The sequence below is a fragment of the Paenacidovorax caeni genome (assembly GCF_001298675.1).
GTDB classification, from domain to species: domain Bacteria; phylum Pseudomonadota; class Gammaproteobacteria; order Burkholderiales; family Burkholderiaceae_C; genus Paenacidovorax; species Paenacidovorax caeni.
Genome location: NZ_CYIG01000020.1, coordinates 1 through 24118 on the forward strand (window position 1 = coordinate 1; position 24118 = coordinate 24118).

Below are 24118 nucleotides of genomic sequence, written 5' to 3' on the forward strand. Positions count from 1 at the left end.
TCAAGGAAGACCTCTTTGCGGGTTTTCTTGGGCAGGGGGTCAAGGCCAAGCGTGATCTGATCCATGTCCGTGATCGTCGGTCCTCATCAGGCTCTGCGCCAGTCGGAATGACCAGGGGTTTTGCAGACCTTCCCTAGAGGCTATTTTTCCATGAAAATGGCTATGCCAGCTTGAACAGGCGCGTCGCATTGCCGTAGAACAGGCCGTCTAGCACTTCGTCCTTGAAGCCCAGCGTGGCGAAGTCGTCGATGCTCTGGCCGATCGGGCGAAACGGGTACGAGGAGCCGAACAGCAGCTGCGCCGCTAGGAACTGGTTGGCCGCCTGCACATAGGCGTCCTTGCCCGGCTGGAACAGGTACATGTCGGGCACCAGGTGCACGTTTTCGTGGCGGAAAGCCAGGCCAATGGCCGCTTGCACGTTGGGCCAGTAGCCGTGGTAGACCACCAGGGGCAGGTCAGGAAAGGCCTGCGCCACCTTGGCCAGGCCGGCGGGGTCGTTGAAGCGCGGGTCGGGTGTGGTCGGGCCGCTCATCAGGAACACCGGTACGCCCAGGCTGCGCGCCAGCTCGTACACGGGCCAGTAAAGCGCATCGTCGGGATAGCGCGGCGGTGCACCAAAGCCCGGCTCAATGCCCACGCCCGACAGTCCGAGTACCTTGATGGCGCGCTCGATCTCGGACAGCGCCGCCTGCGTGCCCTGCAGCGCCGGATCGACCCCGGCAATGCCCAGCAGCGCGTCATGGCCGTGCACGATCTTGTGGATGGTGTCGTTGGGCAGGTGCTGACTCGGGGTGTGCCGGCCCACTACCACGGCCTTCGCCAGGCCGGCATCGCGCACTTCCTGCAGAAAGCCGTCCTGCGTGAGTGAGCGTTCGAAGTGGTTGTCGGGGCCACGCGTGCCCACGCGCCGGTTGAGCCAGCGTGCCGTGGCGTGTTCGGGCGAGCCGGGCGTGGCACCGAAAAAGTCGTGCAGGAATGCCGGCCTGCAGCGCATGTCGATGATGCGGCGGCTCATGAGGCCGACACTTTCAGCTGCTGTACGCCGCGAATGTCAAAGGCGCCACCGGTTTGCGCGCGCGCGCTGTCGGTCACGGCCTGCTTGCCCAGCAGCGGGAATACCAGTTCGGCAAAGCGAATCGATTCTTCCAGGTGCGGGTAGCCCGAGAGCACGAACGTGTCGGCGCCCAGGTCCACATACTCCTGCAGCCGCTCGGCCACGGTGGCCGCGTCGCCCACCAGCGCGGTGCCAGCGCCGCCGCGCACCAACCCCACGCCGGCCCACAGGTTGGGCGCGACTTCGAGTTTGTCGCGCCGCCCGCCGTGCAGCGCGGCCATGCGCGCCTGGCCGACCGAGTCCATGCGGGCAAAGCTGGCCTGGGACTTGGCAATGTCTTCGTCGGTGAGCTTGCTGATCAGGCGCTCGGCATCGGCCCAGGCTTCTTCGTTGGTTTCACGCACGATCACGTGCAGGCGCACGCCCAGCTTAACTTGGCGGCCATGGCGTGCGGCGCGGGCACGCACGTCGGCAAATTTTTCCGCCACGGCGTGCGGTGGCTCGCCCCAGGTCAGGTAGGCGTCTAGCTGGCTGGCCACCAGCTCGTGCGCGGCGTTGGACGAGCCACCGAAATACAGCGGTGGATAGGGTTTTTGCACCGGCGGGAAGTAGTTGCGCGCCTGCTCGATCTTGAAGTGCTCACCCTCAAAGTCCACGGTTTCCCCCGAGAGCAGGCGCCGCCAGATGCTCAAAAACTCGGCGGCGTGGGCGTAGCGTGCGTCATGGTCGAGGAAGATGCCGTCGGCGGCCAGCTCGGCCGCGTCGCCGCCGGGCACCACGTTCAGCAGCAGCCGCCCGCCCAGCGCTTGGTCGAGCGTGGCAGCCTGGCGCGCGGTGGACACCGGCGCGCCCAGCGAGGTGCGCAGCGCCACCAGCAGCTTGATGCGCTGTGTGATGGGCGCCAGGCTCGCGGCCGTCACCCAGGGGTCAAGGCAGGAGCTGCCGGTGGGAATGAGCAAGCCGTCGTAGCCCAGGTGTTCGGCGGTGACGGCGATCTGGCGCATGTACGCGTTGGTGGGTGCACGACCGAAGTCCGAAGTGCCGAGGTAGCGTGTATCGCCCGATGTGGGCAGGAACCAGAAAATCTCCGGCGAGGCAGTGGCGGCTTGGGTCATGGAAAGTCCTTGTCATGTGGAGTCAACAGGCAAGGGACCGGGCCAATGGCTTGCGCAATGCGCGCCGGGCGGCTCCAGCCCCGGGGCTTGGGGCTGATTAGAGAACCTCGGCGGCGCACGGCGAAGCATGTTTATCGCATGTCGTTATGCGTGCGGCATAAAAAAAGCCAGCGCCCCGAAGGGCGCTGGCGTTGGGGGTGGCAGCGGCGTTAGCGTGCCGCTTCGGAGGCAGGCGGTGCCGCCGCCGCGTCCAGCGCATCTTGCAGTGCCTTGGCGGGGTCGGTGGCGTCCTCCGGGGCCGGTGGCTCGGGTGTGGCTTCCTCGCCAGCGGGCGGGGTGGCGAACGGGTCGTCGCTGTTGCCGTAGCCTTCGTTGTTCTGCAGGGCATCCATCATCTGGCTGCCCACGGCTTCCATGTTCACCTCAACCTTCTTGTCCAGGCTGCCAGTGACGATGCCGGGGAAGGCGATGAGCACGCTCACCATGATGAGCTGGATCAGCACGAAGGGAATCGCGCCCTTGTAGATCTGCATCGTCGTCACGGGCTGGATCGTCTTGTGCGTCACGCGGTCCAGGTAAGGCTTGTCCGGGGCCACGGAGCGCAGGAAGAACAGCGCAAAGCCGAACGGTGGGTGCATGAACGAGGTCTGCATGTTCATGGCCAGCAGCACGCCGAACCAGATCAGGTCAATGCCCATCTTCTCGGCCACGGGGCCCAGCAGCGGCACCACGATGAACGACAGCTCGAAGTAGTCGAGGAAGAACGCCAGGAAGAAGATCATGAGGTTCACCACGATCAGGAAGCCGATCTGCCCGCCGGGCAGGCTGGACATCAGGTGCTCGACCCATTTCGGACCGTCGGCGGCCTGGAAGATCATGCTGAAGGTGGTGGCGCCCACCATGATGAACATCACGAAGCTGGCCAGCTTGGTGGTGGAGGCCAGTGCCTGCTGCAGCAGCTTCATGTTCAAGCGGCCGCGTGCGAAGCCGATGACCAGGGCCGCCATGGCGCCCATGGCGCCACCTTCGGTCGGGGTGGCAATGCCCAGGAAGATGGTGCCCAGCACCAGGAAAATCAGCAGCAGTGGCGGGATCAGCACGAAGGTCACGCGCTCGGCCAGACGCGACAGCAGGCCCAGTTTGAACACGCGGTTGATGCTGGCGATCACGAACGCCAGGAACGTGCCGCCGCACATGGCGGTGACGACCTTTTCATCGGTCGGCACGTCCAGCACTTCCTCGCCTTGCCACCAGGTGTGCACGTCGGCCATGTGGGCTGCCAGGAAGATGGCCAAGCCGGTGGACAGCACCATTACCACCGCCAGCGAGAGGTAGCCGGAGCGGCCGTCGTCCTCGCGGTAGATACGTGCCTCAGGGGGCAGGGCGGGTACGGCGTGCGGCTTGAAGATCGCCAGGATCACCACCCACAGCACGTACAGGCCCATGAGCATGAAGCCGGGAATGAACGCGCCCTTGTACATCTCGCCCACGCTGCGGCCGAGCTGGTCGGCCATGAGGATCAGCACCAGCGATGGCGGGATGATCTGCGCCAGCGTGCCCGAGGCAGCGATCACGCCACTGGACAGCGACCGGTCATAGCCGTAGCGCAGCATGATGGGCAGCGAGATCAGGCCCATGGAGATGACCGAGGCCGCCACCACGCCGGTGGTGGCGGCAAGCAGCGCGCCGACGAAGATCACGGCCAGCGCCAGGCCGCCACGGATCGGGCCGAACACCTGGCCCACCGTATCGAGCAGGTCCTCGGCCATGCCCGAGCGCTCCAGTATCAACCCCATGAAGGTGAAGAACGGCACCGCCAGCAGCGTGTCGTTGGCCATGATGCCGATGAGGCGCTGCGGCAGCCAGGCCATGACCGAGGCGGGAAACACGCCCAGCTCGATGCCAACGAAGCCGAACAGCAGGCCGCAGGCGCCCAGGCTGAATGCCACGGGGAAGCCCAGCAGCAGGAAGACGATCAGCCCCGCGAACATGATCGGGGCGTAGTTGGTGGTGAGAAATTCCATGGTGTATGCGCTCCGGCGGCTGGGTCAGCGGTGTGCGGCGGCGGGCGCCTGGGCCTGTTTCTTCGCTTCCTCGGCGCGCAGCGCCTCAAGCAGTTCCTCTTCGGCGCTCTTGTCGCTGAGCTTGCCCATCGGGTCGGGGCCGTCGCCCGTGAGGAAGGCGATGCGCTTGATCAGCTCGGACCAGCCCTGCAGCATCAACAGCGTGACGCCCACCGGAATGGCCACCCACACGGGCCAGCGGATCAGGCCGCCGGGGTTGCCCGACATCTCGCCCGAGGTGTATTTCTGGACGACCTCGGGGATGCTCAGGTACAGGATGGCGATGCACAGCGGCGTGAGGAAGAAGGCGAAGCCGAAGATGTCGATCCACACCTGGGCTTTCTTCGACAGGCGGCTGTTCAGCACGTCAATGCGCACGTGCTCGCGGTGCAGCAGCGTGTAGCCGGCGGCGACCAGGAACGACCAGGCGAACAGGTACCACTGCACTTCAAGGAAGGCGTTGGAGCTGGTGTCGAAAACCTTGCGCACGATGGCGTTGGCGGCGCTGACGAAGGTGGCGGCAAAGATCAGCCAGATGCTGTATTTGCCGACGAATGCATTGAGCCTGTCGATGGCCCGGGACAGGAAGAGTAGCGCCTGCATGGTGTCTCCGATGGTGAGGCTGGCAAGGGCTGCACAGGGGCACGCCATGGGGTGAGCGCGCAGCAGCCGGGAGCATGGGTAGGAGGGCGATTCTACGAAACAACGGCGCGCTTTGCAGGCGGTCGTACCAAGCCTTTCCCTGGCCCACCAAGGCGACATTGCTTTGAAAAAGATAGCAATGCGGGAAATTGCGTATGTCTTGCGGGTTTACCAGCAGGTGTCAATCCAGCAAGGCCACCCCCTTGACCTGCGCGAAAATCTGCAGGCCAGGCGCCAGGGCCAGCGCCTGTGCCGAGCGCTGGGTGACGCGCGCGAGCAGCGCCGTGCCCCCGGCATCCAGCGCCACCATGGCCTGGCCCGGGCCATCTTCGCGCAGTTGCAGCACGCGTGCGGGCAGGATGTTGAGGATGCTGGTGCCCTCCTGCCGCGCCAGCGTGAGGCTGACGTCGCGCGCCTGCACGCGCAGGCGCAGGCGCTCGCCTGGCGCGCGCGCCTGCGTGCTCACCAGGTGCATCTCGCCGCCGGAAAACCGCACGGTGGTCAGGCAGGCGGCGGCGTCGTGGCGTGCCACCTCGGCCAGCACCACGCAGGCCGCGGCGTCGCCCTGGGCCAGCGGCAGGTCGAGCCGCGCCATCAGCGCCAGCGTCGGGCCGCTGGTCACCACCTGGCCGGCGCGCAGCAGCACCAGGTGGTGCGCCAGGCGCGCCACTTCGTCGGGCGAGTGGCTGACGTAGACCATGGGAATGTCCAGCTGGCGCTGCAGCCGGTCGAGGTAGGGCAGCAGCTCGGCCTTGCGCGCGGCATCGAGCGCGGCCAGTGGTTCGTCCATCAGCAGCAGCGCGGGGCTGGCCGCCAGTGCGCGCGCGATGGCCACGCGCTGGCGTTCGCCGCCCGAGAGCGTGGCGGGACGGCGCGCCATCAGCGCCGTCAGGCCGAGCAGCTCCACCGCCTGTTCCACCGGCACGCGGCGGCGTGCGGGTGGCAGGCGGCGCAGGCCGTATTCGATGTTGCCGCGCACGCTCAGGTGGTCGAACAGGCTGGCTTCCTGGAACACGTAGCCCAGCGCGCGCCGGTGTGGGGGCAGCCACTGCCCACGGGCTTCGTCCTGCCAGACTTCGCCGTGCACGACCACGCGGCCTTGGGGGGCGCGCTCCAGCCCGGCCAGCGCACGCAGGCAGGTCGTCTTGCCGCAGCCCGAGGGGCCGAACAGTGCCGAGACGCCGTGGCCGGGCAGTTGCAGGTCCACGTCGAGCGTGAAGCCAGAGCGCTCCAGGCGCAGGCGGGCGAGGATGTCATTCATAGCGGCCTGCTGCGCGGCTGCAGCCAGTGCAGCGCCATCAGCACGATGAAAGAGAACGCCACCATGCCGCCGGCCAGCCAGTGCGCCTGCGCGTACTCCATGGCCTCGACGTGGTCGTAAATCTGCACCGACACCACGCGCGTCACGCCCGGGATGTTGCCGCCGAGCATGAGCACCACGCCAAATTCACCCACCGTGTGAGCGAACGCCAGCACCGCCGCCGTGATGAAGCCGGGCCGCGCCAGCGGCAGCGCCACGGTGAAGAAACGGTCCAGCGGCCCGGCGCCCAGCGTCGCGGCGGCCTCCAGCGGGCGCGTGCCCAGGGCCTCGAAGGCGCGCTGCAGCGGCTGCACGGCAAAGGGCAGCGAGTACACCAGCGAGCCCACCACCAGGCCCGGGAACGTGAAGGGCAGCCGCCCCAGCCCCAGCGACTGGGTGAGGTGGCCGATAGGGCCGTTCGGCCCCATGGTGACGAGCAGGTAGAAGCCGATCACGGTCGGCGGCAGCACCAGCGGCAGCGCCACCACGGCGCCCACCGGGCCGCGCCAGCGCGAGCGCGTGTGCGCCAGCCACCACGCCAGCGGCGTGCACAGCAGCAGCAGCAGCACGGTGGTGGTGGCGGCCAGCTCCAGTGTCAGCCGGATGGCGGCCCAGTCGTCGGGGCTGAATGGCACGTGGGGATTTGCTATAGATAAAAGAGCGTTTAGCGCTTGCTCTAAGCCACTTTGAGAGCCTGATGATACGCAAAGGCCCAGGCATCAAGCGCCAGGCGCTTCAAAAAGAATAGCCGTAGGACTGGATCACGGCGCGTGCCTTGTCGCTGCGCAGGTACTGCATCAGCGCTGCGGCGGCCGCGTTGCCCTGGCCTGGCTTGAGCACGATGGCGTCCTGGCGGATCGGTGCATGCAGATTCCCCGGCACCACCCAGGCCGAGCCCTCGCGCAGCGCGCCGTTTTCCATCACCTGCGACAGCGCGACGAAGCCCAGCGGGGCGTTGCCCGAGGCGGCGAACTGGTAGGTCTGGCCGATGTTTTCGCCCTGCACGATGCGCGGCCGCACCTGGGCCGTGAGGCCGAGCTTGTCCAGCGCCTGCATGGCCGCCAGACCGTAGGGCGCCAGCTTGGGGTTGGCGATGGCGATGTGCTGCCAGTCGCTCTTTTGCAGCACCTTGCCCTCGGCATCGACATAGCCGGGCTGCTTGCTCCACAGCACCAGCTGGCCGATGGCGTAGGTGATGCGCGTGGCGCTGTCGCCCAGGCCCTCCTTGCCGATCTTCTCGGGCGTGGTGTCGTCGGCGGCCAGCAGGATGCCGAAGGGCGCGCCGTTGGCGATCTGCGCGTAGAACTTGCCCGTCGCGCCAAACGACAGCGTGGCCTTGTGGCCGGTGTCCTTCTCGAACGCGGCGGCGATCTTCTGCATCGGCGCGGTGAAGTTGGCGGCCACGGCCACCGCCACTTCGTCGGCATGGGCGTGCAGGCTGAAAAAAGCGGCAGCGATTGCCAGGGGGCGCAGCAGGGCAGTCATGGGAAGATTCCTTCGCTATTCCGTAAATGAATAGCGAGCGAGTATAGCCAGCCACTCTTCCCCTGCGGGCAAGGGCCGGGGCATGATGGGGCATGCAACAAGCTTCCTCTTCGCTCCCTTCCTTCGCGCAGGCGCTGGGCCACGACATGGCCGACAAGCGCATCGACATCCTGCGCCAGATCGGCCAGGGCGGCTCCATCTCGCAAGCCGCGCGCGCCGTGGGCGTGAGCTACAAGGCCGCGTGGCAGGCCATCGACACCCTGACCAACCTGGCCGGCGTGCCCCTGGTGCACCGCGCCGTGGGCGGCACGGGCGGTGGCGGCGCCGTGCTGACCGACGCCGGGCACGCACTCCTGAGGGCCGCCGACGCCATGGCCCAGGCGCGTGCCGAGGTGCTGCAGCGCCTGGCCGGGCAGGGCGCGCAGCCTGCCGCCGCTGCCCGGCTGGGGGTGCGCACCAGCATGCGCAACCAGTGGCCGTGCGTGGTGCGGGCGCTGGAGGCGGTTGGCCCGCTGGTGCACGTGCACCTGGGTGGGACTGGCGCAGCCCAGGCGCTGGCGTTGACGGCACGCATCACCCAGGAAAGCGCGCAGCTGCTGGGCCTGGCGCCAGGCTTGCCGGTGCTGGCGCTGTGCAAGGCCACGGCGGTGCAGGTGGGGAAGGGGCAGGAAGCGGGGGGCGCGCTGGCACCCAACACCTGGACGGGGCGTGTGACCCGCGTGGCGCGCGGCGAGGCCGGTGACGAAGTGGCCGCCACGCTGGATGCCGGGGTGCAGATGGTGGGCTTCGCGCCGCCCGGCAGCGGCCTGCGTGCCCGCGCCCGCGTGTGCCTGCGGGCCGATGCCGCGGCCATTGTCCTGGCCTTGTAGCCTCAGAACACCGACACGTTCTCAGTTCGGCACGCGGCCTGGAGTGGCGGCGCCAGGGCCATGCCACCGCAGCCCCACCAGGCACAGCAGCGCAAACCCGCCACCGGCCCAAAACGTCATCGACGGCCCGTAGGCATCCCACAGCAGTCCGGCAATGGCGCTGGCCGCCAGAATGGCAATGCCGCTGGCCAGGTTGAACACGCCATAGGCGGTGCCGCGCAGCCCGGCCGGTGCGGTATCGGCCACCATCGTGGCCAGCAGCCCTTGCGTCATGCCCATGTGGATGCCCCACAGCGCCACTCCGGCGATCACCACGCTCCAGTGCTGCGCGGCCGCCAGCAGCACGTCGGCGGCGATCAGCACGGCCAGGCCCCAGGCCAGCAGCCGGGTATGGCGCATGCGGTCCGACAGCTTGCCGAACGGATAGGCGCAGGCCGCGTAGACCAGATTCATCGCCACCATGACCAGCGGCACCAGCGCGATGGGGATGTGCACCTGCTCGGCGCGCAGCACCAGGAACGCTTCGCTGAACCGCGCCAGCGTGAACACGGCACCCAGCAGCACCACGCGCCAGTAGGCCCCACCGAGCTGGCGGATGTTTTCGCGCCGTATCGGGTTGGTGCGCGGCGTACCCTGTTGCGGCGTGGGCTCGCGCACGCCCAGCAGCAGCACGAGCACCGACAGAGCGCCTGGAACCACGGCCACCCAGAACACAGCGCGGAAGTCGTTGGCCCACAGCAGCATCAGCCCCACGGCAAGCAAGGGGCCCAGGACGGCTCCCGCCGTATCCAGCGCCTGCCGCAAGCCAAAGGCCGCGCCGCGAATCTCCGGTGGCGTGATGTCCGCCACCAGCGCATCGCGCGGCGCACCGCGTATGCCCTTGCCGATGCGATCCGTCAGCCGGGCTCCCACCAACAGCCCGGGGCCCGAGGCGATTGCGAACAGTGGCTTGGTCAGTGCGCCCAGCGCGTAGCCGAACAGTGCCAGGCCCTTGCGTTTGCCCAGCCAGTCGCTGAGCGCCCCCGAGAACACCTTGACGATCAGCGCCGTGGCTTCGGCCAGCCCTTCGATCAAACCGACCGCGAAGGCAGACATGCCCAGCGCGCCGACCATGAACATTGGCAACAGGCTGTGGATCATCTCGGACGAGATGTCCATCAACATGCTCACCAGGCCCAGCGCCCACACCGCGGCGGGAATGCGCGCCAGCGCGCGTTTGCGGTCCATGCTGCGGTCTGCGTTGACGTGTGCCATGCGCTTGCTCCGTATCCATTCGGCCCCTCATCTTCGCCGGCTTTCGGCATTCAACGCCCGTCCCGTAAGCGCTGGCAGTTATTAAAAAGAGGCCATCGGGCCGTCTCCAAGGTAAAGCCAGGGTAAAAGGCCGGTGAAAGCGGCAGACCAGTGCCTCCAGGCTGCATCGGCGGCGGCGCGGCTGGCTACCATTGGCTTCCCCGTGCCTTCGCTGCCTTTGTCCATGCCTGCCGATCCGCTCCAGCCCGCCTCCACCCCTTCTTTTTCTTTTGCGCGGTACCGCCAGGCGGGCCGCTCCCGGTCTGTGCTGTGGGGCGTGCTGCTGGCGGTGGCGCTGGCAGCGGGCGCGGGTGGCTGGTGGTGGCAGAAGCACCAGGCAGCCGCCCCGGCGGCCAGCGGTGCGCCGCGCTTTGGCCCAGGGGGCGCGGCGCAGCCGGTGTCGGTGGGCCAGGTGCAGCGTGCGGATGTGCGCGTGCTGGTCAGCGCCATTGGCACGCTGAACGCGCGCGCCACGGCCGTGGTGCGTGCCAAGGTGGCGGGCGAGCTGAAAAGCCTGCGCTTCAAAGAGGGCGACGAGGTCCAGGCCGGGCAGCTGCTGGCCGAAATTGACGCGCGCAGCTACCAGGCCACCCTGGCGCAGGCGCAGGGCACGCTGGCGCGTGACCAGGCGCTGCTGCACAACGCGCGGCTCGACCTGCAGCGCTACCAGGCGCTGCAAGCCCAGGACTCGATTGCCAGCCAGCAGGTGGACACCCAGGCGGCGCTGGTGCGCCAGTACGAGGGTGTGGTGGCGGCGGACAAGGCCCAGGTGGATGCCGCGCGCTTGCAGCTTGACTACACGCGCGTCACCGCGCCCATTGGCGGGCGCCTGGGCCTGCGCCAGGCCGACCTGGGCAATGTGGTGAACCCGGGCGATGCCAACGGCATCGTCACCATCACGCAGGTGCGCCCCATCGACACCGTGTTCTCGGTGCCCGAGGCGCACCTGGCGCGCATCCGCGAGCGCCTGGGGCAAGGCGCCGTGCTGCCTGTGGAGCTGTGGGACAGTGCGCAAAAGAACATGCTGGCGCGTGGGCGCGTGAGTGCGCTGGACAACGCCATCGACACCAGCACCGGCACCATCAAGGTCAAGGCCGCGTTTGCCAACGAGGACGGGCGCCTGTACCCCAACCAGTTCGTCAACGTGAAGCTGCAGGTCGATCGCCTGGAGGGCGTGCTCACCGTGCCCGCTTCGGCGCTGCAAAACAACGCCGTGTACCTGGTGCGCGACGATGGCACGGTGGCGCTGCGCCGTGTGCGCGTGGGCGTGGTCGATGGCGACCGCGTGAGCGTGCAGGGCGAGCTGCAGGAGGGCGACCACGTGGTGGTGGACGGCATGGACCGCCTGCGCGACGGCACCAAGGTCACGGTGATCGACGCCGGGGCTGCCGCAGCGAAGCTGGAGCAAGGCGCGCAAGAGGCCAGCCAGCGCCGCGCCGAATTGTTGAAAAACCTCACGCCCGAGCAGCGCGAAAAGCTCTCCAAGATGGGCCAGGAGGAGCGGCGGGCCTACATCCGCAGCCTGCGCGAGGCGCGTGCCGCGCAGGGCCCGGCATCGGCTGCATCGGCTGCGGCATCGCACTGACGCCGGGCGCCTGCCATGAACCTGTCGCGCATCTTCATCCTGCGCCCGGTCGCCACGTCGCTGCTCATGGTGGCGGTGCTGATTGCCGGGCTGCTGGCCTACCGGCTGCTGCCCATCTCGGCCCTGCCCGAGGTGGACTACCCCACCATCCAGGTCACCACGCTGTACCCCGGTGCCAGCCCCGACGTGATGACCTCCAACGTCACCGCGCCGCTGGAGCGCCAGTTCGGCCAGATGCCGGGGCTGGTGCAAATGTCGTCCACCAGCTCGGGTGGGGCCTCGGTCATCACGCTGCGCTTTGCGCTGGACTACGGCCTGGACGTGGCCGAGCAGCAGGTGCAGGCGGCCATCAACGCGGGCTCGAACCTGCTGCCCAGCGACCTGCCCATGCCGCCGCTGTACAGCAAGGTGAACCCGGCGGACGCGCCCATCCTCACGCTGGCCATTACCTCGCCCTCGCTGCCGGTGATCCGCGTGAACGACCTGGTGGAAAACCGCCTGGCGCCCAAGATTTCGCAGGTCAATGGCGTGGGGCTGGTGGCCATTGCCGGGGGACGGCGGCCGGCGGTGCGCATCCAGGCCAACCCCACGGCGCTGGCGGGGCTGGGCATGACGCTGGAGGACGTACGCAGCGCCATCACGGCGGCCAACGTCAAGCAGCCCAAGGGCGGCTTTGACGGGCCCGAGCGCGCCTCCGCCATCGATGCCAACGACCAGCTGCAGTCAGCGCAGGAGTACCGCGACCTCATCATTGCCTACAAAAACGGCAAACCGGTGCGCCTGTCGGCCATTGCCGAGACGGTGGACGACGCCGAAAACACCCGCCTGGCCGCCTGGGCCGGCACGCCCGACACCGGCGCCAAGGCCGGGGTGATTCTGAACATCCGGCGCCAGCCCGGCGCCAACGTGATTGCCACGGTGGACCGCATCAAGGCCCTGCTGCCGCAGTTGCAAGAGACGCTGCCCGCCTCGCTGGACGTGCAGGTGCTCACCGACCGCACCGTCACCATCCGCGCGGGCGTGAAAGACATGCAGGCCGAGCTGCTGCTGGCCGTTGCCCTGGTGGTGGGCGTGATTTTTGTGTTCCTGCGCAGCGGCACCGCCACCCTGATTCCGGCGCTGGCGGTGCCGCTGTCGCTCATTGGCACCTTTGGCGTGATGCACCTGATGGGCTTTTCCATCAACAACCTCACGCTGATGGCGCTGACCATCTCCACCGGCTTCGTGGTGGACGACGCCATCGTCATGATCGAGAACATCGCCCGCTACGTGGAGCAGGGCGAGGCCCCGCTGGCGGCGGCGCTCAAGGGCGCGCAGCAGATTGGCTTCACCATCATCTCGCTCACCATTTCGCTGATTGCGGTGCTGATCCCGCTGCTGTTCATGGGGGACGTGGTGGGGCGGCTGTTCCATGAATTTGCCATCACCATGGCGGTGGCGATTTTGATTTCTGCCGTGGTCTCGCTCACGCTCACGCCCATGCTGTGCGCGCGCCTGCTGCGCCAGCAGCGCGCAGGCGAAGCCCCGCAGGGCCGCCTGGCGCAGGCCACGGGCCAGTTTTTCGAGCGCACCATCGCCCGCTATGGGCGCGCCCTGGGCTGGGTGCTGGCGCACCGGGGGCTGACCTGGCTGGTGTTTGCGGCCACGCTGGCGCTTACGGCGCTGCTGTACCTGGTGGTGCCCAAGGGCTTTTTCCCGGTGCAAGACACGGGCACGCTGCAGGCCACCACCGAGGCCGACCAGTCCATCTCGTTTGCCGCCATGGCCGAACGCCAGCAGGCTTTGGCCGAGCGCGTGCTGCACGACCCAGCGGTGCAAAGCGTGTCGTCCTTCATCGGCGTGGACGGCACCAACACCACGCTGAACACCGGGCGCCTGCAGATCGACCTCAAGCCCCATGGCCAGCGCGAGGCGCTGGACGTGGTGCTGCGCCGCCTGGCGCACGACACGCAGGACGTGCCCGGCATTCGCCTGTACGCCCAGCCGGTGCAAGACCTGACCATGGAAGACCGCGTGGCGCGCACCCAGTACCAGGTGCTGCTGTCCTCGGCCGACATGGCGCAGCTGCAGCGCAGCACCGCCGCACTGCTGGAGCGCCTGCGCGCCGCCCCTGAGCTGGCCGATGTGGCCAGCGACCTGCAAAGCCAGGGCCGCCAGGCCTTTGTGCAGATCGACCGCGCCCAGGCCAGCCGCCTGGGCGTGACGGTGGCGGGCATCGACACGGCGCTGTACAACGCCTTTGGCCAGCGCCTGATTTCCACCATCTTCACCCAGTCCAACCAGTACCGCGTGGTGCTAGAGGTAGCGCCGCAGTTCAAGCTCGGGCCCGAGGCGCTGGAGCGCATTTACGTGCCCTCCAGCCTGGGGGCGCCGGTGCCGCTGGCGTCGGTGGCGCGCATCGAGGAGCGCAGCACCGCCCTGGCGGTGAACCACGTGGGCCAGCTGCCTGCGGCCACGCTGTCGTTCAACACGGCGCCGGGCGTGTCGCTGGGCGCGGCGGTGCAGGCCATTGAGCGCGCCCACGCGGCGCTGCAGGGCGAGGGGCAGATGCCGCTGTCGGTGGAGATGGCCTTTCAGGGCGCAGCGCTGGCCTTCCAGGCTTCGCTGACGAACACGCTGCTGCTGATCTTGGCGGCGGTGGTCACCATGTACATCGTGCTGGGCGTGCTGTACGAGAGCACCATCCACCCGGTCACGATTCTCTCGACGCTGCCCTCGGCGGGGGTGGGGGCGCTGCTGGCGCTGCTGTGGGCGGGGCTGGCCATCGACATCATCGCCATCATCGGCATCGTGCTCTTGATCGGCATCGTGAAGAAGAACGCCATCATGATGATCGACTTCGCCCTCGATGCGCAGCGCCACGAGGGCTTGGGTGCGCGCGAAGCCATCACCCAGGCCTGCCTGCTGCGCTTTCGCCCCATTTTGATGACCACGCTGGCCGCCTTGCTGGGCGCGCTGCCACTGATGCTGGGCACGGGCGTGGGCAGCGAGCTGCGCCACCCGCTGGGGGTGACCATGGTGGGCGGGCTGATTTTGAGCCAGCTGCTCACGCTGTTCACCACGCCGGTGATCTACCTCACCTTTGAGGAGTGGGCGCAGAGGTGGCGCCATGCCTGAGCTGAAGCTATCAAAAACCATAGCTGCTTGCGCTTGCTGCGCAAGGCTTGGAGGCCTTTTTGACCAAAAAATGCCTGTGTTGCCAGGGGGGCGGGCATGAACCTCTCGGCACCGTTCATTCACCGCCCGATTGGCACGTGGCTGCTCACGCTGGGGCTGATGCTGGCGGGCACGGTGGCTTTTTTTCTGCTGCCGGTGGCGCCGCTGCCGCAGGTGGACTACCCCACCATTTCCGTCTCGGCCAGCCTGCCGGGCGCCAGCCCCGACACCATGGCTGCCACCGTGGCCACGCCGCTGGAGCGCACGCTGGGCGCCATTGCCGGGGTGAACGAAATCACCTCCAGCTCCTCGCAGGGCAGCACGCGCATCACGCTGCAGTTTGACCTCAGCCGCGATATCGACAGCGCCGCCAACGATGTGCAGGCCGCCATCAACGCCGCGCGCACGCTGCTGCCCACGGGCATGCCCAGCAACCCGACCTACCGCAAGGTGAACCCGGCGGACGCGCCCATCATGATCCTGGCGCTCACCTCCGACGTGCTCACGCGCGGGCAGATGTACGACGCCGCCTCCACCGTGCTGGCGCAAAAGCTCTCGCAAGTCGAGGGCGTGGGCCAGGCCAGCGTGAACGGCGGCGCCCTGCCCGCGGTGCGCGTGGCGCTGGACCCGGTGCGCCTGGCGGCCCACGGCATTTCGCTGGAGCAGGTGCGCAGCGCCATCACCAGCACCAACGCCAACCGCCCGCTGGGCGCGGTGGAGCGCGAAGACCATTACTGGCAGGTGGGCGCCAACGACCAGGCGCGCGTGGCGGCCGACTACGCGCCGCTGGTGCTGCGCTGGAACCAGGGCAGCGCCGTGCGCCTGGCCGACGTGGCCGACGTGGTCGATTCGGTGCAAGACGTGCGCAACTACGGCGTGGCCAACGGCAAGCCCGCCATCTTGCTGCAGGTGTACAAGCAGCCGGGGGCCAACATTTTGGAGGCGGTGCAGCGGGTGCGCGCGCTGCTGCCGCAGCTCAAGGCCTCCATCCCCGAGGCGATTGACATCACCATCGTCTCCGACCGCACGCCCACGCTGCGCGCCTCGCTGGTGGAGGTGGAGCGCGCGCTGGCGCTGGCCGTGGGGCTGGTCATCCTGGTGGTGTTTTTGTTCCTGCGCAACGGGCGCGCCACGCTCATTCCCAGCGTGGCCGTGCCCGCGTCGCTGGCGGGCACCTTCGGCGTGATGTACCTGGCGGGCTACACGCTGGACAACCTCTCGCTCATGGCGCTCACGGTGGTCACCGGCTTTGTGGTGGACGACGCCATCGTGGTGCTGGAGAACATCATGCGCCACATGGAGCGCGGCATGGGCGCGCTCGAGGCGGCGCTGCGGGGCTCGCGCGAGATGGGCTTCACCGTGGTGTCGATGAGCCTGTCGCTGATTGCCGTGTTCGTGCCCATCTGGTTCATGGGCGGCATCGTTGGGCGGTTTTTCCGCGAGTTTGCCGTGGTCATGGCGGCGGCCATTCTGGTGTCGATGGTGGTCTCGCTCACCACCACGCCCATGATGTGCGCGCAGCTGCTGCGCCAGCCCCTGCATACGCCGCAGCGCGGGCGGGTGGGGCGCGGGCTGGACGCCCTGGCCGCGCGCGTGCTGCGTGGCTACCGGCGCAGCCTGGCCTGGTGCCTGCGCCACCCGCTGCTGGTGCTGCTGGCGCTGGCTGGCGTCATCGGGCTGAACGTGACCCTGTACACCGCGATTGAAAAAGGCTTCATGCCCGAGCAGGACACGGGCCGGGTGATGGGCTTTATCCGCGCCGACCAGGCCAGCTCTTACCAGGCCATGGAGCAGCGCCTGCAGCGCTTTTTGGCCATCGTGCAGGCCGACCCGGCGGTGGAGCATGTCACGGGCTTTACTGGCGGCGGGCAGCGCAACGCAGCCATGATGTTCATGTCGCTCAAGCCGCTGGCGGAGCGCAAGCTCTCGTCCGAGCAGGTGATTGAGCGCCTGCGCCAGCAGCTCAAGAACGAGCCGGGCGCGCGCCTTTTCATGGTGCCGCAGCGCGACATCCGCATTGGCGGGCGCCAAAGCAGTGGCTCGCTCGACTACACGCTGCAGGCCGACGACATCCAGGACCTGCGCACCTGGGAGCCGCGCATCCGCCAGGCCATGGCGCAATTGCCCGAGCTGGAAGACGTGAACAGCGACGTGCAGGACTTCGGCGTGCAGACCCTGCTTGCAATCGACCGCGACGCCGTGGCGCGCCTGGGCCTGAACATGGCGCAGATCGACGCCACGCTGAACGACGCCTTTGGCCAGCGCCAGGTGGGCGTGATCTACAACCCGCTGAACCAGTACCGCGTGGTGATGGAGGCCGCGCCCCATTTCCTGCAGAGCCCCGAGACGCTGCGCGGCTTTTTCTTCGTCAACAGCCGCGGCGAGCGCGTGCCGCTGACGGCGTTCGCGCGCATCACGCAGAGCAACACGCCGCTGTCCGTCAACCATGAGCGCGGCACGCCCGCCAGCACGGTGAGCTTCAGCCTGGCGCCGGGCGTATCGCTGTCGCAGGCCACGGCCGCCATTCAGCAGGCGGTGGTCCAGTTGGGGGTGCCGGTGTCGGTGCGCGGGTCTTTCAGCGGCACGGCGGGGGCTTTTCAGCAGGCGCTGGCGGGGCAGCCGCTGCTCATTTTGGCGGCCATGGTGGCCATCTACCTGGTGCTGGGCATGCTCTACGAGAGCCTGGTACACCCGCTCACCATTTTGTCCACGCTGCCTTCGGCGGGCGTGGGCGCGCTGCTGGCGCTGATGCTGTTCAAGACCGAGTTCTCGCTCATTGCCTTGATCGGCGTGATTTTGCTCATCGGCATCGTGAAGAAGAACGCCATCATGATGATTGACTTCGCTCTCGCACGCCAGCGCCAGGGCCACACCGGGGCAGCCCAGGCCATCTACCGCGCCTGCAACCTGCGCCTGCGCCCCATCCTCATGACCACGTTGGCCGCCGCCGTGGGCGCGCTGCCGCTGGCGCTGGGCCAGGGCGATGGCGCCGAGCTGCGCCAGCCGCTGGGCATTGCCGTGGTCGGGGGCTTGCTGGTGAGCCAGCTGCTCACGCTCTACACCACGCCCGTGGTCTATGTGGTGCTCGACCGCCTGCGCCAGCGCGTGCAGCGCCCGCGCCGCAAGGAAATTCCCCATGCCGTCTGAAAACTCCTTTTTTGATAGCTGCCAGCGCTTGACCAGCAAGGGCTGGAGGGCTTTTTTGCTTGTCAACCTGGCAGGCCTGGCAGGCCTGGCGGCCTGCAGCGCGGTGCCGCCCTCCGAGCCCCCGGCGCTGCACGTGCCCGCGGCCTTCAAAGAAGGCGTGCCCGGCAGCAGCGTATGGCAGACCGCCCAGCCACAAGACGCCGTGCCCGATGATTGGTGGCGCCTGTTCAACGACCCGGTGCTCGATGCGCTGCAGCAGCAGGCGCAGCAGGCCAACCAGAACATCGCCCTGGCGTTGGCGCGTCTGCGCGCCGCCCATGCGGCGCTGGACAGCAGCCGCGCCGCGCTGGCGCCCACGCTCGGGGCCAACGCCGGCAGCACGCGTGCGCGCAGCAACGGCAGCGCGGGCACCAGCATCGCCACGGCCGACAGCATCGGCCTCGCGGCGGGCTGGGAGCTGGACCTGTGGGGGCGCCTCTCGGCCAGCGCGCAGGTCGCCCAGGCCAATCTGCAGGCCAGTGCTGACGACTTGGCGGCCATGCGCCTGTCGGTGCAGGCCAGTGTGGTGCAGACCTATTTCGCGCTGCGCGCCGCCGAGGCGCAGGAGCGCCTGCTGGGCGAAACCCTGGCGGCCTACCAGCGCAGCTGGGATCTGACGCAAAACCGCTACCGCGCCGGCGTGGCCTCCAGCGCCGACGTGGCGCAGGCCCAGGCCACCTACCTGTCCACCCAGGCACAGCGCATTGAGGCGCAGTCCAGCCGCGCGCAGTTGGAGCATGCGCTGGCCGCCCTGGCCGGGCAGGTGCCCGCCGCTTTCAGCCTGGCGCCCACGGCCGAACTGCCCGCGCCACCGCCGGTGCCCGCGCAGCTGCCCTCGCGCCTGCTGGAGCGCCGCCCGGATATCGCCGCCGCCGAGCGGCGCGTGGCCGCTGCCAACGCCCAGGTGGGCGTGGCACGCACGGCCTTCTTCCCCGCGCTCACGCTCTCGGCCTCGGCGGGCTACCGCGGCACGTCCTGGGGCGACCTGGTGAGCGCGCCCAACCTGGTCTGGTCCGTCGGTCCGGCGTTGGCGGCCACGCTGTTTGACGGTGGCGCACGCAGCGCCGCCGTGGATGCAGCCCGCGCCGCGCTGGAGCAGGCGGCCGCCAGCTACCGCCAGACGGTGCTGGTGGCGCTGCAGGAAGTGGAAGACAACCTGGTGGCTGGCGCCGCGCTGGAGCGCGAGCAGGCCGTGCAGACCGAAGCCGTGGCGGCCGCGCAGCGCGCGCTCGGCGTGGTGAACAACCAGTACCGCGCCGGCACCGTGGCCTACCTGAACGTGCTGAGCGCCCAGGCGCAGGTGCTGTCGGCGCAAAGCGGCCTGATCGGCGTGCGCCAGCGACGCCTGGCCGCGGCTGCCACGCTGCTGAAGAACGTAGCAGGCCGCTGGGAGGCCACGGCGCCTGCGCAGTGATTCATAACGAAAAACGGCACAAGCCCTTACTGGGAAAGCGCTAGCAGCTATGTAATCAGGAGCGTAGTAGCAGAAGCGGTTTTTGCCGGCCTTCTTGGCGGCGTACATGGCGCTGTCGGCGCACGCCACCAGCGTGGCGATGTCGTCGCCGTGGTCGGGGAACAGCGCCGCGCCCACGCTGGCGGATACCTGCACCCGTACGCCATCCAGGTCAAAGGGCAGCGCCAGCACGTGCAGCACCTTGGCGGCTACTTGCGCGCAGTCGTCCACGGCGTCGGCGGTGGTCAGCACGAGGCCGAACTCGTCGCCGCCGAAGCGCGATACCGTGTCCTCGGCGCGCACGCAGCCCTGCAGGCGCTGCGCCACCTGGCGCAGCAGCAGGTCACCTGCCGCGTGGCCGTGCAGGTCGTTCACGGCCTTGAAGCCGTCGAGATCCAGGTAGAGCACGGCGGCGCGCCGGCCATGGCGGCGCGCCGAGTCGAGCACCTGCGTAAAGCGGTCCTGGAACAACAGCCGGTTGGGCAGGCCAGTGAGGGCGTCGTGGCGCGCATCGTGGGCCAGGCGTGCCTCCAGGTTCTTGCGCGCGGTGATGTCCTGCACCACGGCCACCAGCAGGTCCGGCGTGCCGCCTGCGCCCCGAACCACGCTCAGCGCCTCGCAGACCCACAGGGTCGAGCCGTCCTTGCGCAGGTAGGGCTTCTCGATCTCTGGCGAGAGCGTGTGGGAGTGGTCGGCCAGGCGTTCGGCCAGGAACTGGCGCGCGGCCTCCCGGGCCGGCCCCTCGCTCAGGTCGAACAGGCTGCGTGTGCGCAGCTCTTCGCTGGTGTAGCCCAGCATGTGGCAGTACTTCTCGTTGGCGCGCAGGATGTGTCCTTGCGGTGTGATGTGCACGATGCCCATGGCCGCCTGGTGGAAGGTGGCGCGAAACAGCGCTTCGTTGGCATGCAGGGCGCGCGCCACGCGGCGCTGGCGTGCCAGCGCCCACAGCAACAGCCCAGCGCCGCCGACCAGCGCCGCCGTGGCGCCGCCAGCGACGGTGAGGTAGCGGGCGCGGCGCTGCTGCGCCGACGCCATGGCCTGCGCATAGGCCGTGCCCACCGTGAGCACCAAGGGGTAGTCGCGCATGGTGCGGTAGCTGACGATGCGCGGCACGCCGTCACCGGCCTGGCCGCTGTCTACGAAGCTGCCTTCGGGAACGGCGGCCTGGCGCTGCATCCAGGGCATGGCGTGCGCCGGCATGCCGAAGCGGGCTTGTCCTCCGGTTTCGCGGGCGCGCACCATGCCGTCAAGCCCGCTGACTTCCAACAGGCCTTGGGTGCCCAGGCGCCCTTGGCGGTAGAAGTTGGTGAGGTGCGAGGGGTCGACCGACATGACCACAACCCCGCCGAAACTGCCGTCAGGGCGCGTGATGCGCAGCGACATCGGCACCTGCCAGCGGCCCGTGATGCGGCCCAGTACCGGCGGGCTGACGAAGAGGTGGTCGGACCGCTCATCGCGCTGCGCCTTGAAGAAATCGCGATCGGCGTAGTTCACGTGGCCGGTGTGTGGACGGCTGCTGGCAGCGACGTTGCCGGCTTCGTCCACCACGATGACGATGGTGAACATTTCCTCGCGGATCACGTTGTCCTGCACCCACTGCTGCAGGGGGATGTCGGGACCGCTGCGCAGGTATTCCTCGCGCACGAAGGCGGCTATCTGCTCCGCCGCCTTGAGGGTGCGGAACATCTGCTGCTCGAATGCGATGGCCAGGTTGGCATTGGACTGCATTACCGCGCTGGCTGCTTGCTCGCGCTCGAAAGCGATGCGCTGCAGCGTGGCCAGCCAGATGCTGGCCACAGCCAGCGCGCACACCAGCAAGACGGTGAAGCGCCATGGCGCGGTCACGCTGCTGAGCCATGGCGCCGCGGGTACACGGCGGCCGGGGGCATCACCTGGCGGTTGGGGCGTCATGGCATGGCTTTCCAGGCGTTGGGGCAGGCGATCGGTTGGCTTGGTGCATGGTAGCGCTGCAAGCGCTGGGTGGCGGCCCGGTTCGTGGGGTGTGCAGGCCGGTGTAGGCAACTCTGCAACAAAATCATGGGAACATTGCTGCGAAGGGCTTATCCCATCCACCAAGCGCACCGCCTGAGAGACCGGCGGCTGCCACACCACAGGAGAATTTCATGCCTTCCATCCCCCGCGGGCTCTCGCTGATTACAGGCATCGTTCTGGCCTCTACGCTGGCGGCGTGCGCTGCGCCACCGCGCCAGCACTACCAGTCGTATCCCTCTTACCCGCAGCAGGCGTATCCAACCGAGTACGGCCGTGTCTCGCGCATCGACGTTATGCAGGTACCCCAGGGCGGCAACACGTCGGGCGGGGGCGCCGTGCTCGGTGGCCTGGTGGGCGGCGTTCTGGGAAACCAGATTGGCGGCGGCAGCGGCCGCACGGCCGCTACGGTGCTGGGCGCCGTGGGGGGCGCCGTGGCGGGCAATGCCATCGAAGGGCGCATGAACCAGGGCTATACCCAGGCCTACCGTATCAGCATCCAGCTCGACCAGGGCGGCATGCGCGCCTACGACGTCAGCTCACCCGGCGACCTGCGCGTGGGCGACCGCGTGCGGCTGGTCAACGGCCAGATTTCGCGTTATTGACCGCCGGCGCTGGCGCGCGCCGGGAGGCGGTCTGCTCAGTGCAGCAGGCCGTTTCCTGCTGCGCCAGGCTGGATACGGAAGAACCCCGTGCCTGCGGAGCCGCTGCCGATCTCTTCCTCGGTCGCTTCGCGCACGCTATGCACCAACAGGGTGAGCCGCAGGGCGATGCCGGCGAGTGGGTGGTTGCCGTCCAGCACCACATGCTCGGGATAGATGTCGGTCACGGTGTAGAGGTGGTCGCGCGGAGCGGCCGGGCTGCAGCCCTGGGGCAGGGCGCTGCCCTCAAACGTCATGCCTTCTTCAAGCGTTTCGGGGAACAGTGCCCGGGGCTCCAGGAAGATGAGTTGGTCTTGGTAGTCGCCGAAGCCTTCCTCAGGCTCCAGATGCAGTTTGACGGTAGCACCTGCCCGGTGGCCCTGCAGGGCCTCCTCGATGCGGGCGAGGAGGTCGTCGCCGCCCACGAGAAACTCAACGGGCTCGGCCAGCACGTCCAATTCCTCGTCCAGGGTGTCTTTCAAGATCCAGGTCAAAGCGACCACGCATTGGGGAGTGATTTCCATAGGAGAATTGTCGCAGCTTGACCCATGCCCTGCGGGGCTGACTGCCTTTGCCATGAAAACCGACCAACCCCTTACCCTGCTCGGCGGCTTGACGCCCGCGCAGTTCATGCAGCGCCACTGGCACAAGAAGCCCCTGCTGGTACGCCAGGCCATCCCCGGCTTTGCGCCGCCGGTTCTGCGCACGCAGCTGCTGGCCCTGGCAGGGCAGGAGGGCGTCGAATCGCGCCTGATCCAGCACCAGGAGACCGGCTGGACTCTGCGCCATGGCCCATTTGCGCGCCGCGCCCTGCCTACGCTGCAAACGCCGCGCTGGACTTTGCTGGTGCAGGGCGTAGATCTGCACGACGATGCCGTGCACGCGCTGATGCAGCAGTTCCGCTTCGTGCCTGAGGCGCGTCTGGACGATTTGATGATCAGCTACGCCACCGACGGTGGCGGTGTGGGACCCCACTTCGACAGCTACGACGTATTCCTGCTGCAGGCCCATGGCAAGCGCCGCTGGCGCATCGGGCGCCAAAAGAACCTGCACCTCCAGGAGGGTGTGCCACTGAAGATTCTCACCGACTTCGTGCCAGAACAGGAGTACGTGCTGGAGCCTGGTGACATGCTCTACCTGCCGCCGCGCTGGGCGCACGACGGCATTGCGGAAGGCGAGTGCATGACCTACTCCATCGGTTTCCGCTCGCCCGAGCGCGATGAGATGGCGCGCGAACTGCTGCTGCGACTGACCGACGAGGACGAGGAGGATGACGGCAAGCACCCCGTGATCTACCGCGACCCGGAGCAGGAAGCTGTGAGCCAGCCTGGCGCAATTCCCGCTGCGCTGCAGGAGTTTGCCCGCGAGGCCTTGCAGCGCGCCCTGGCCCAGCCCCTGGCATTGGAACGCGCCCTGGGCGAGTACATGACGGAGCCCAAGCCGAATGTGTGGTTCGAGCCGGGCGAGCCCGGGGGCATGATGGAAGCCGTGGCGCTCGACCGGCGCACGCGCATGATGTACGACGCCAAACACATCTTCATCAATGGCGAAAGCTACCGTGCTTCGGGCAAGGATGCCGCATTGATGCGTCGCCTGGCTGATGCGCGGGCACTCGCACCCGCTGACCTGGCCAAGGCCAGCGACGAGGCCCTGGAGTTGCTGGCCTCCTGGTGTGAGGCAGGCTGGGCGCACGCCCGCTGAGTTCGGACCATGACGGACGCACAGCAAGCGCCATTGCCCGTGGGGCGTTTTGCCGGGCGTGAGGAGTTCCAGGGCCTGGTGCGTTCCGCGCTGGATTGCGCTGCGCGCGAGGGATGGCCCGAACTGATTTTGAGCGATGCCGATTTTTGGGATTGGCCGCTGGGGGAGGGCGCGGTGATCGAGGCACTGAATGCCTGGGTGCGCCAGGGGCGGCGTCTGACGCTGTTGGCCCGGACCTACGACGAAGTCGTGCGCCGCCATCCGCGCTTCGTGCGCTGGCGTGGCACCTGGGATCACAAAATTACCTGCCGGCGCAGCCCGGCTGCCAACGCGGCAGATATCCCTAGCGCGCTGTGGTCTCCCACCTGGGTGTTGCACCGGCTTGATGCCGAACGCTGTGTTGGCGTGACCGGCGATGAGCCGAATCGCCGGGTGCTGCTGCGGGAAACCCTGGATGAGTGGCTGCTGCGGCGCAGTGCGCCAGGCTTTCCGGCGACGGTTTTGGGTCTGTAGCGCCCTGTCTTTGCATAAATTTGCGTTTTAGTGCCTGAGGTCTAACCCTTGGTGTTAGCCACTATTGACAGAA

General features: G+C 68.2%; 17 protein-coding genes and 1 pseudogene. 8 read left to right on the top strand and 10 right to left on the bottom strand.

Annotation, left to right across the window (positions count from 1 at the left end):
- Positions 1-160: 160 nt before the first annotated feature.
- The 7 genes from BN2503_RS10045 to modA form a co-directional block, all read right to left on the bottom strand.
- Complete coding sequence (locus tag BN2503_RS10045) at positions 161-1015, bottom strand: amidohydrolase family protein (RefSeq protein WP_054256525.1); 855 nt, start codon at positions 1013-1015, stop codon at positions 161-163.
- Positions 1012-2169 carry an FMNH2-dependent alkanesulfonate monooxygenase gene (gene ssuD / locus BN2503_RS10050; protein WP_054256526.1) on the bottom strand — a complete coding sequence of 386 codons (1158 nt, stop codon included), beginning with the start codon at positions 2167-2169 and terminating at the stop codon, positions 1012-1014. The genes BN2503_RS10045 and ssuD overlap by 4 nt, the downstream gene beginning before the upstream one ends.
- Positions 2170-2378: 209 nt before the next feature.
- Positions 2379-4193 (bottom strand): TRAP transporter large permease, encoded by a 1815-nt coding sequence (locus BN2503_RS10055; protein ID WP_054256527.1) that lies wholly within the window; start codon positions 4191-4193, stop codon positions 2379-2381.
- 24 nt (positions 4194-4217) lie between these two features.
- Entirely contained in the window at positions 4218-4835 is a 618-nt protein-coding gene (locus tag BN2503_RS10060; RefSeq protein WP_054256528.1) for a TRAP transporter small permease subunit, read from the bottom strand.
- A gap of 220 nt (positions 4836-5055) precedes the next feature.
- Entirely contained in the window at positions 5056-6135 is a 1080-nt protein-coding gene (modC, locus tag BN2503_RS10065) for a molybdenum ABC transporter ATP-binding protein (RefSeq protein WP_054256529.1), read from the bottom strand.
- Positions 6132-6809 carry a molybdate ABC transporter permease subunit gene (gene modB / locus BN2503_RS10070; protein ID WP_054256530.1) on the bottom strand — a complete coding sequence of 226 codons (678 nt, stop codon included), beginning with the start codon at positions 6807-6809 and terminating at the stop codon, positions 6132-6134. The genes modC and modB overlap by 4 nt, the downstream gene beginning before the upstream one ends.
- A gap of 100 nt (positions 6810-6909) precedes the next feature.
- On the bottom strand, positions 6910-7659 hold the full coding sequence (gene modA, locus BN2503_RS10075) for a molybdate ABC transporter substrate-binding protein (RefSeq protein ID WP_054256531.1): 750 nt from the start codon (positions 7657-7659) through the stop codon (positions 6910-6912).
- Between the two features lie 92 nt (positions 7660-7751).
- Between modA and BN2503_RS10080 the strand changes: the two genes are divergently transcribed.
- Positions 7752-8528: a TOBE domain-containing protein gene (locus tag BN2503_RS10080; protein WP_054256532.1), complete on the top strand. Its 777-nt coding sequence runs from the start codon at positions 7752-7754 to the stop codon at positions 8526-8528.
- Between the two features lie 21 nt (positions 8529-8549).
- Here BN2503_RS10080 and BN2503_RS10085 read toward each other — a convergent pair whose 3' ends face one another.
- Positions 8550-9782 (bottom strand): MFS transporter, encoded by a 1233-nt coding sequence (locus BN2503_RS10085; protein ID WP_233495048.1) that lies wholly within the window; start codon positions 9780-9782, stop codon positions 8550-8552.
- 223 nt (positions 9783-10005) lie between these two features.
- Here BN2503_RS10085 and BN2503_RS10090 point away from each other — a divergent pair, with 223 nt between their 5' ends.
- From BN2503_RS10090 to BN2503_RS10105, 4 genes are all read left to right on the top strand, one after another.
- Positions 10006-11406: an efflux RND transporter periplasmic adaptor subunit gene (locus BN2503_RS10090; RefSeq protein ID WP_082366555.1), complete on the top strand. Its 1401-nt coding sequence runs from the start codon at positions 10006-10008 to the stop codon at positions 11404-11406.
- 15 nt (positions 11407-11421) lie between these two features.
- Positions 11422-14523: a multidrug efflux RND transporter permease subunit gene (locus tag BN2503_RS10095; protein ID WP_054256533.1), complete on the top strand. Its 3102-nt coding sequence runs from the start codon at positions 11422-11424 to the stop codon at positions 14521-14523.
- A 96-nt stretch (positions 14524-14619) separates the two neighbouring features.
- Positions 14620-17709 (top strand): efflux RND transporter permease subunit, encoded by a 3090-nt coding sequence (locus tag BN2503_RS10100; RefSeq protein WP_054256534.1) that lies wholly within the window; start codon positions 14620-14622, stop codon positions 17707-17709.
- Positions 17699-19162, top strand: coding sequence for an efflux transporter outer membrane subunit (locus tag BN2503_RS10105; RefSeq protein ID WP_082366556.1), 1464 nt, complete (start codon positions 17699-17701; stop codon positions 19160-19162). The genes BN2503_RS10100 and BN2503_RS10105 overlap by 11 nt, the downstream gene beginning before the upstream one ends.
- 81 nt (positions 19163-19243) lie before the next feature.
- Here the strand turns inward: BN2503_RS10105 and BN2503_RS21335 are convergent.
- Positions 19244-21112, bottom strand: a pseudogene (locus BN2503_RS21335) (sensor domain-containing diguanylate cyclase); the annotation flags it as partial.
- A gap of 212 nt (positions 21113-21324) precedes the next feature.
- On the opposite strand from BN2503_RS21335, the gene BN2503_RS10115 reads away from it, so the two are divergent.
- Positions 21325-21795 carry an outer membrane lipoprotein gene (locus BN2503_RS10115; RefSeq protein WP_054256536.1) on the top strand — a complete coding sequence of 157 codons (471 nt, stop codon included), beginning with the start codon at positions 21325-21327 and terminating at the stop codon, positions 21793-21795.
- Between the two features lie 35 nt (positions 21796-21830).
- On the opposite strand, the gene BN2503_RS10120 is transcribed toward BN2503_RS10115, so the two are convergent.
- Positions 21831-22355, bottom strand: coding sequence for an FKBP-type peptidyl-prolyl cis-trans isomerase (locus tag BN2503_RS10120; protein WP_054256537.1), 525 nt, complete (start codon positions 22353-22355; stop codon positions 21831-21833).
- Positions 22356-22407: 52 nt separating this feature from the next.
- On the opposite strand from BN2503_RS10120, the gene BN2503_RS10125 reads away from it, so the two are divergent.
- Together BN2503_RS10125 and BN2503_RS10130 are read left to right on the top strand one after the other, a co-directional pair.
- Positions 22408-23532: a cupin domain-containing protein gene (locus tag BN2503_RS10125; protein ID WP_054256538.1), complete on the top strand. Its 1125-nt coding sequence runs from the start codon at positions 22408-22410 to the stop codon at positions 23530-23532.
- 9 nt (positions 23533-23541) lie between these two features.
- Positions 23542-24045: a hypothetical protein gene (locus BN2503_RS10130; RefSeq protein WP_054256539.1), complete on the top strand. Its 504-nt coding sequence runs from the start codon at positions 23542-23544 to the stop codon at positions 24043-24045.
- Positions 24046-24118 lie beyond the last annotated feature (73 nt).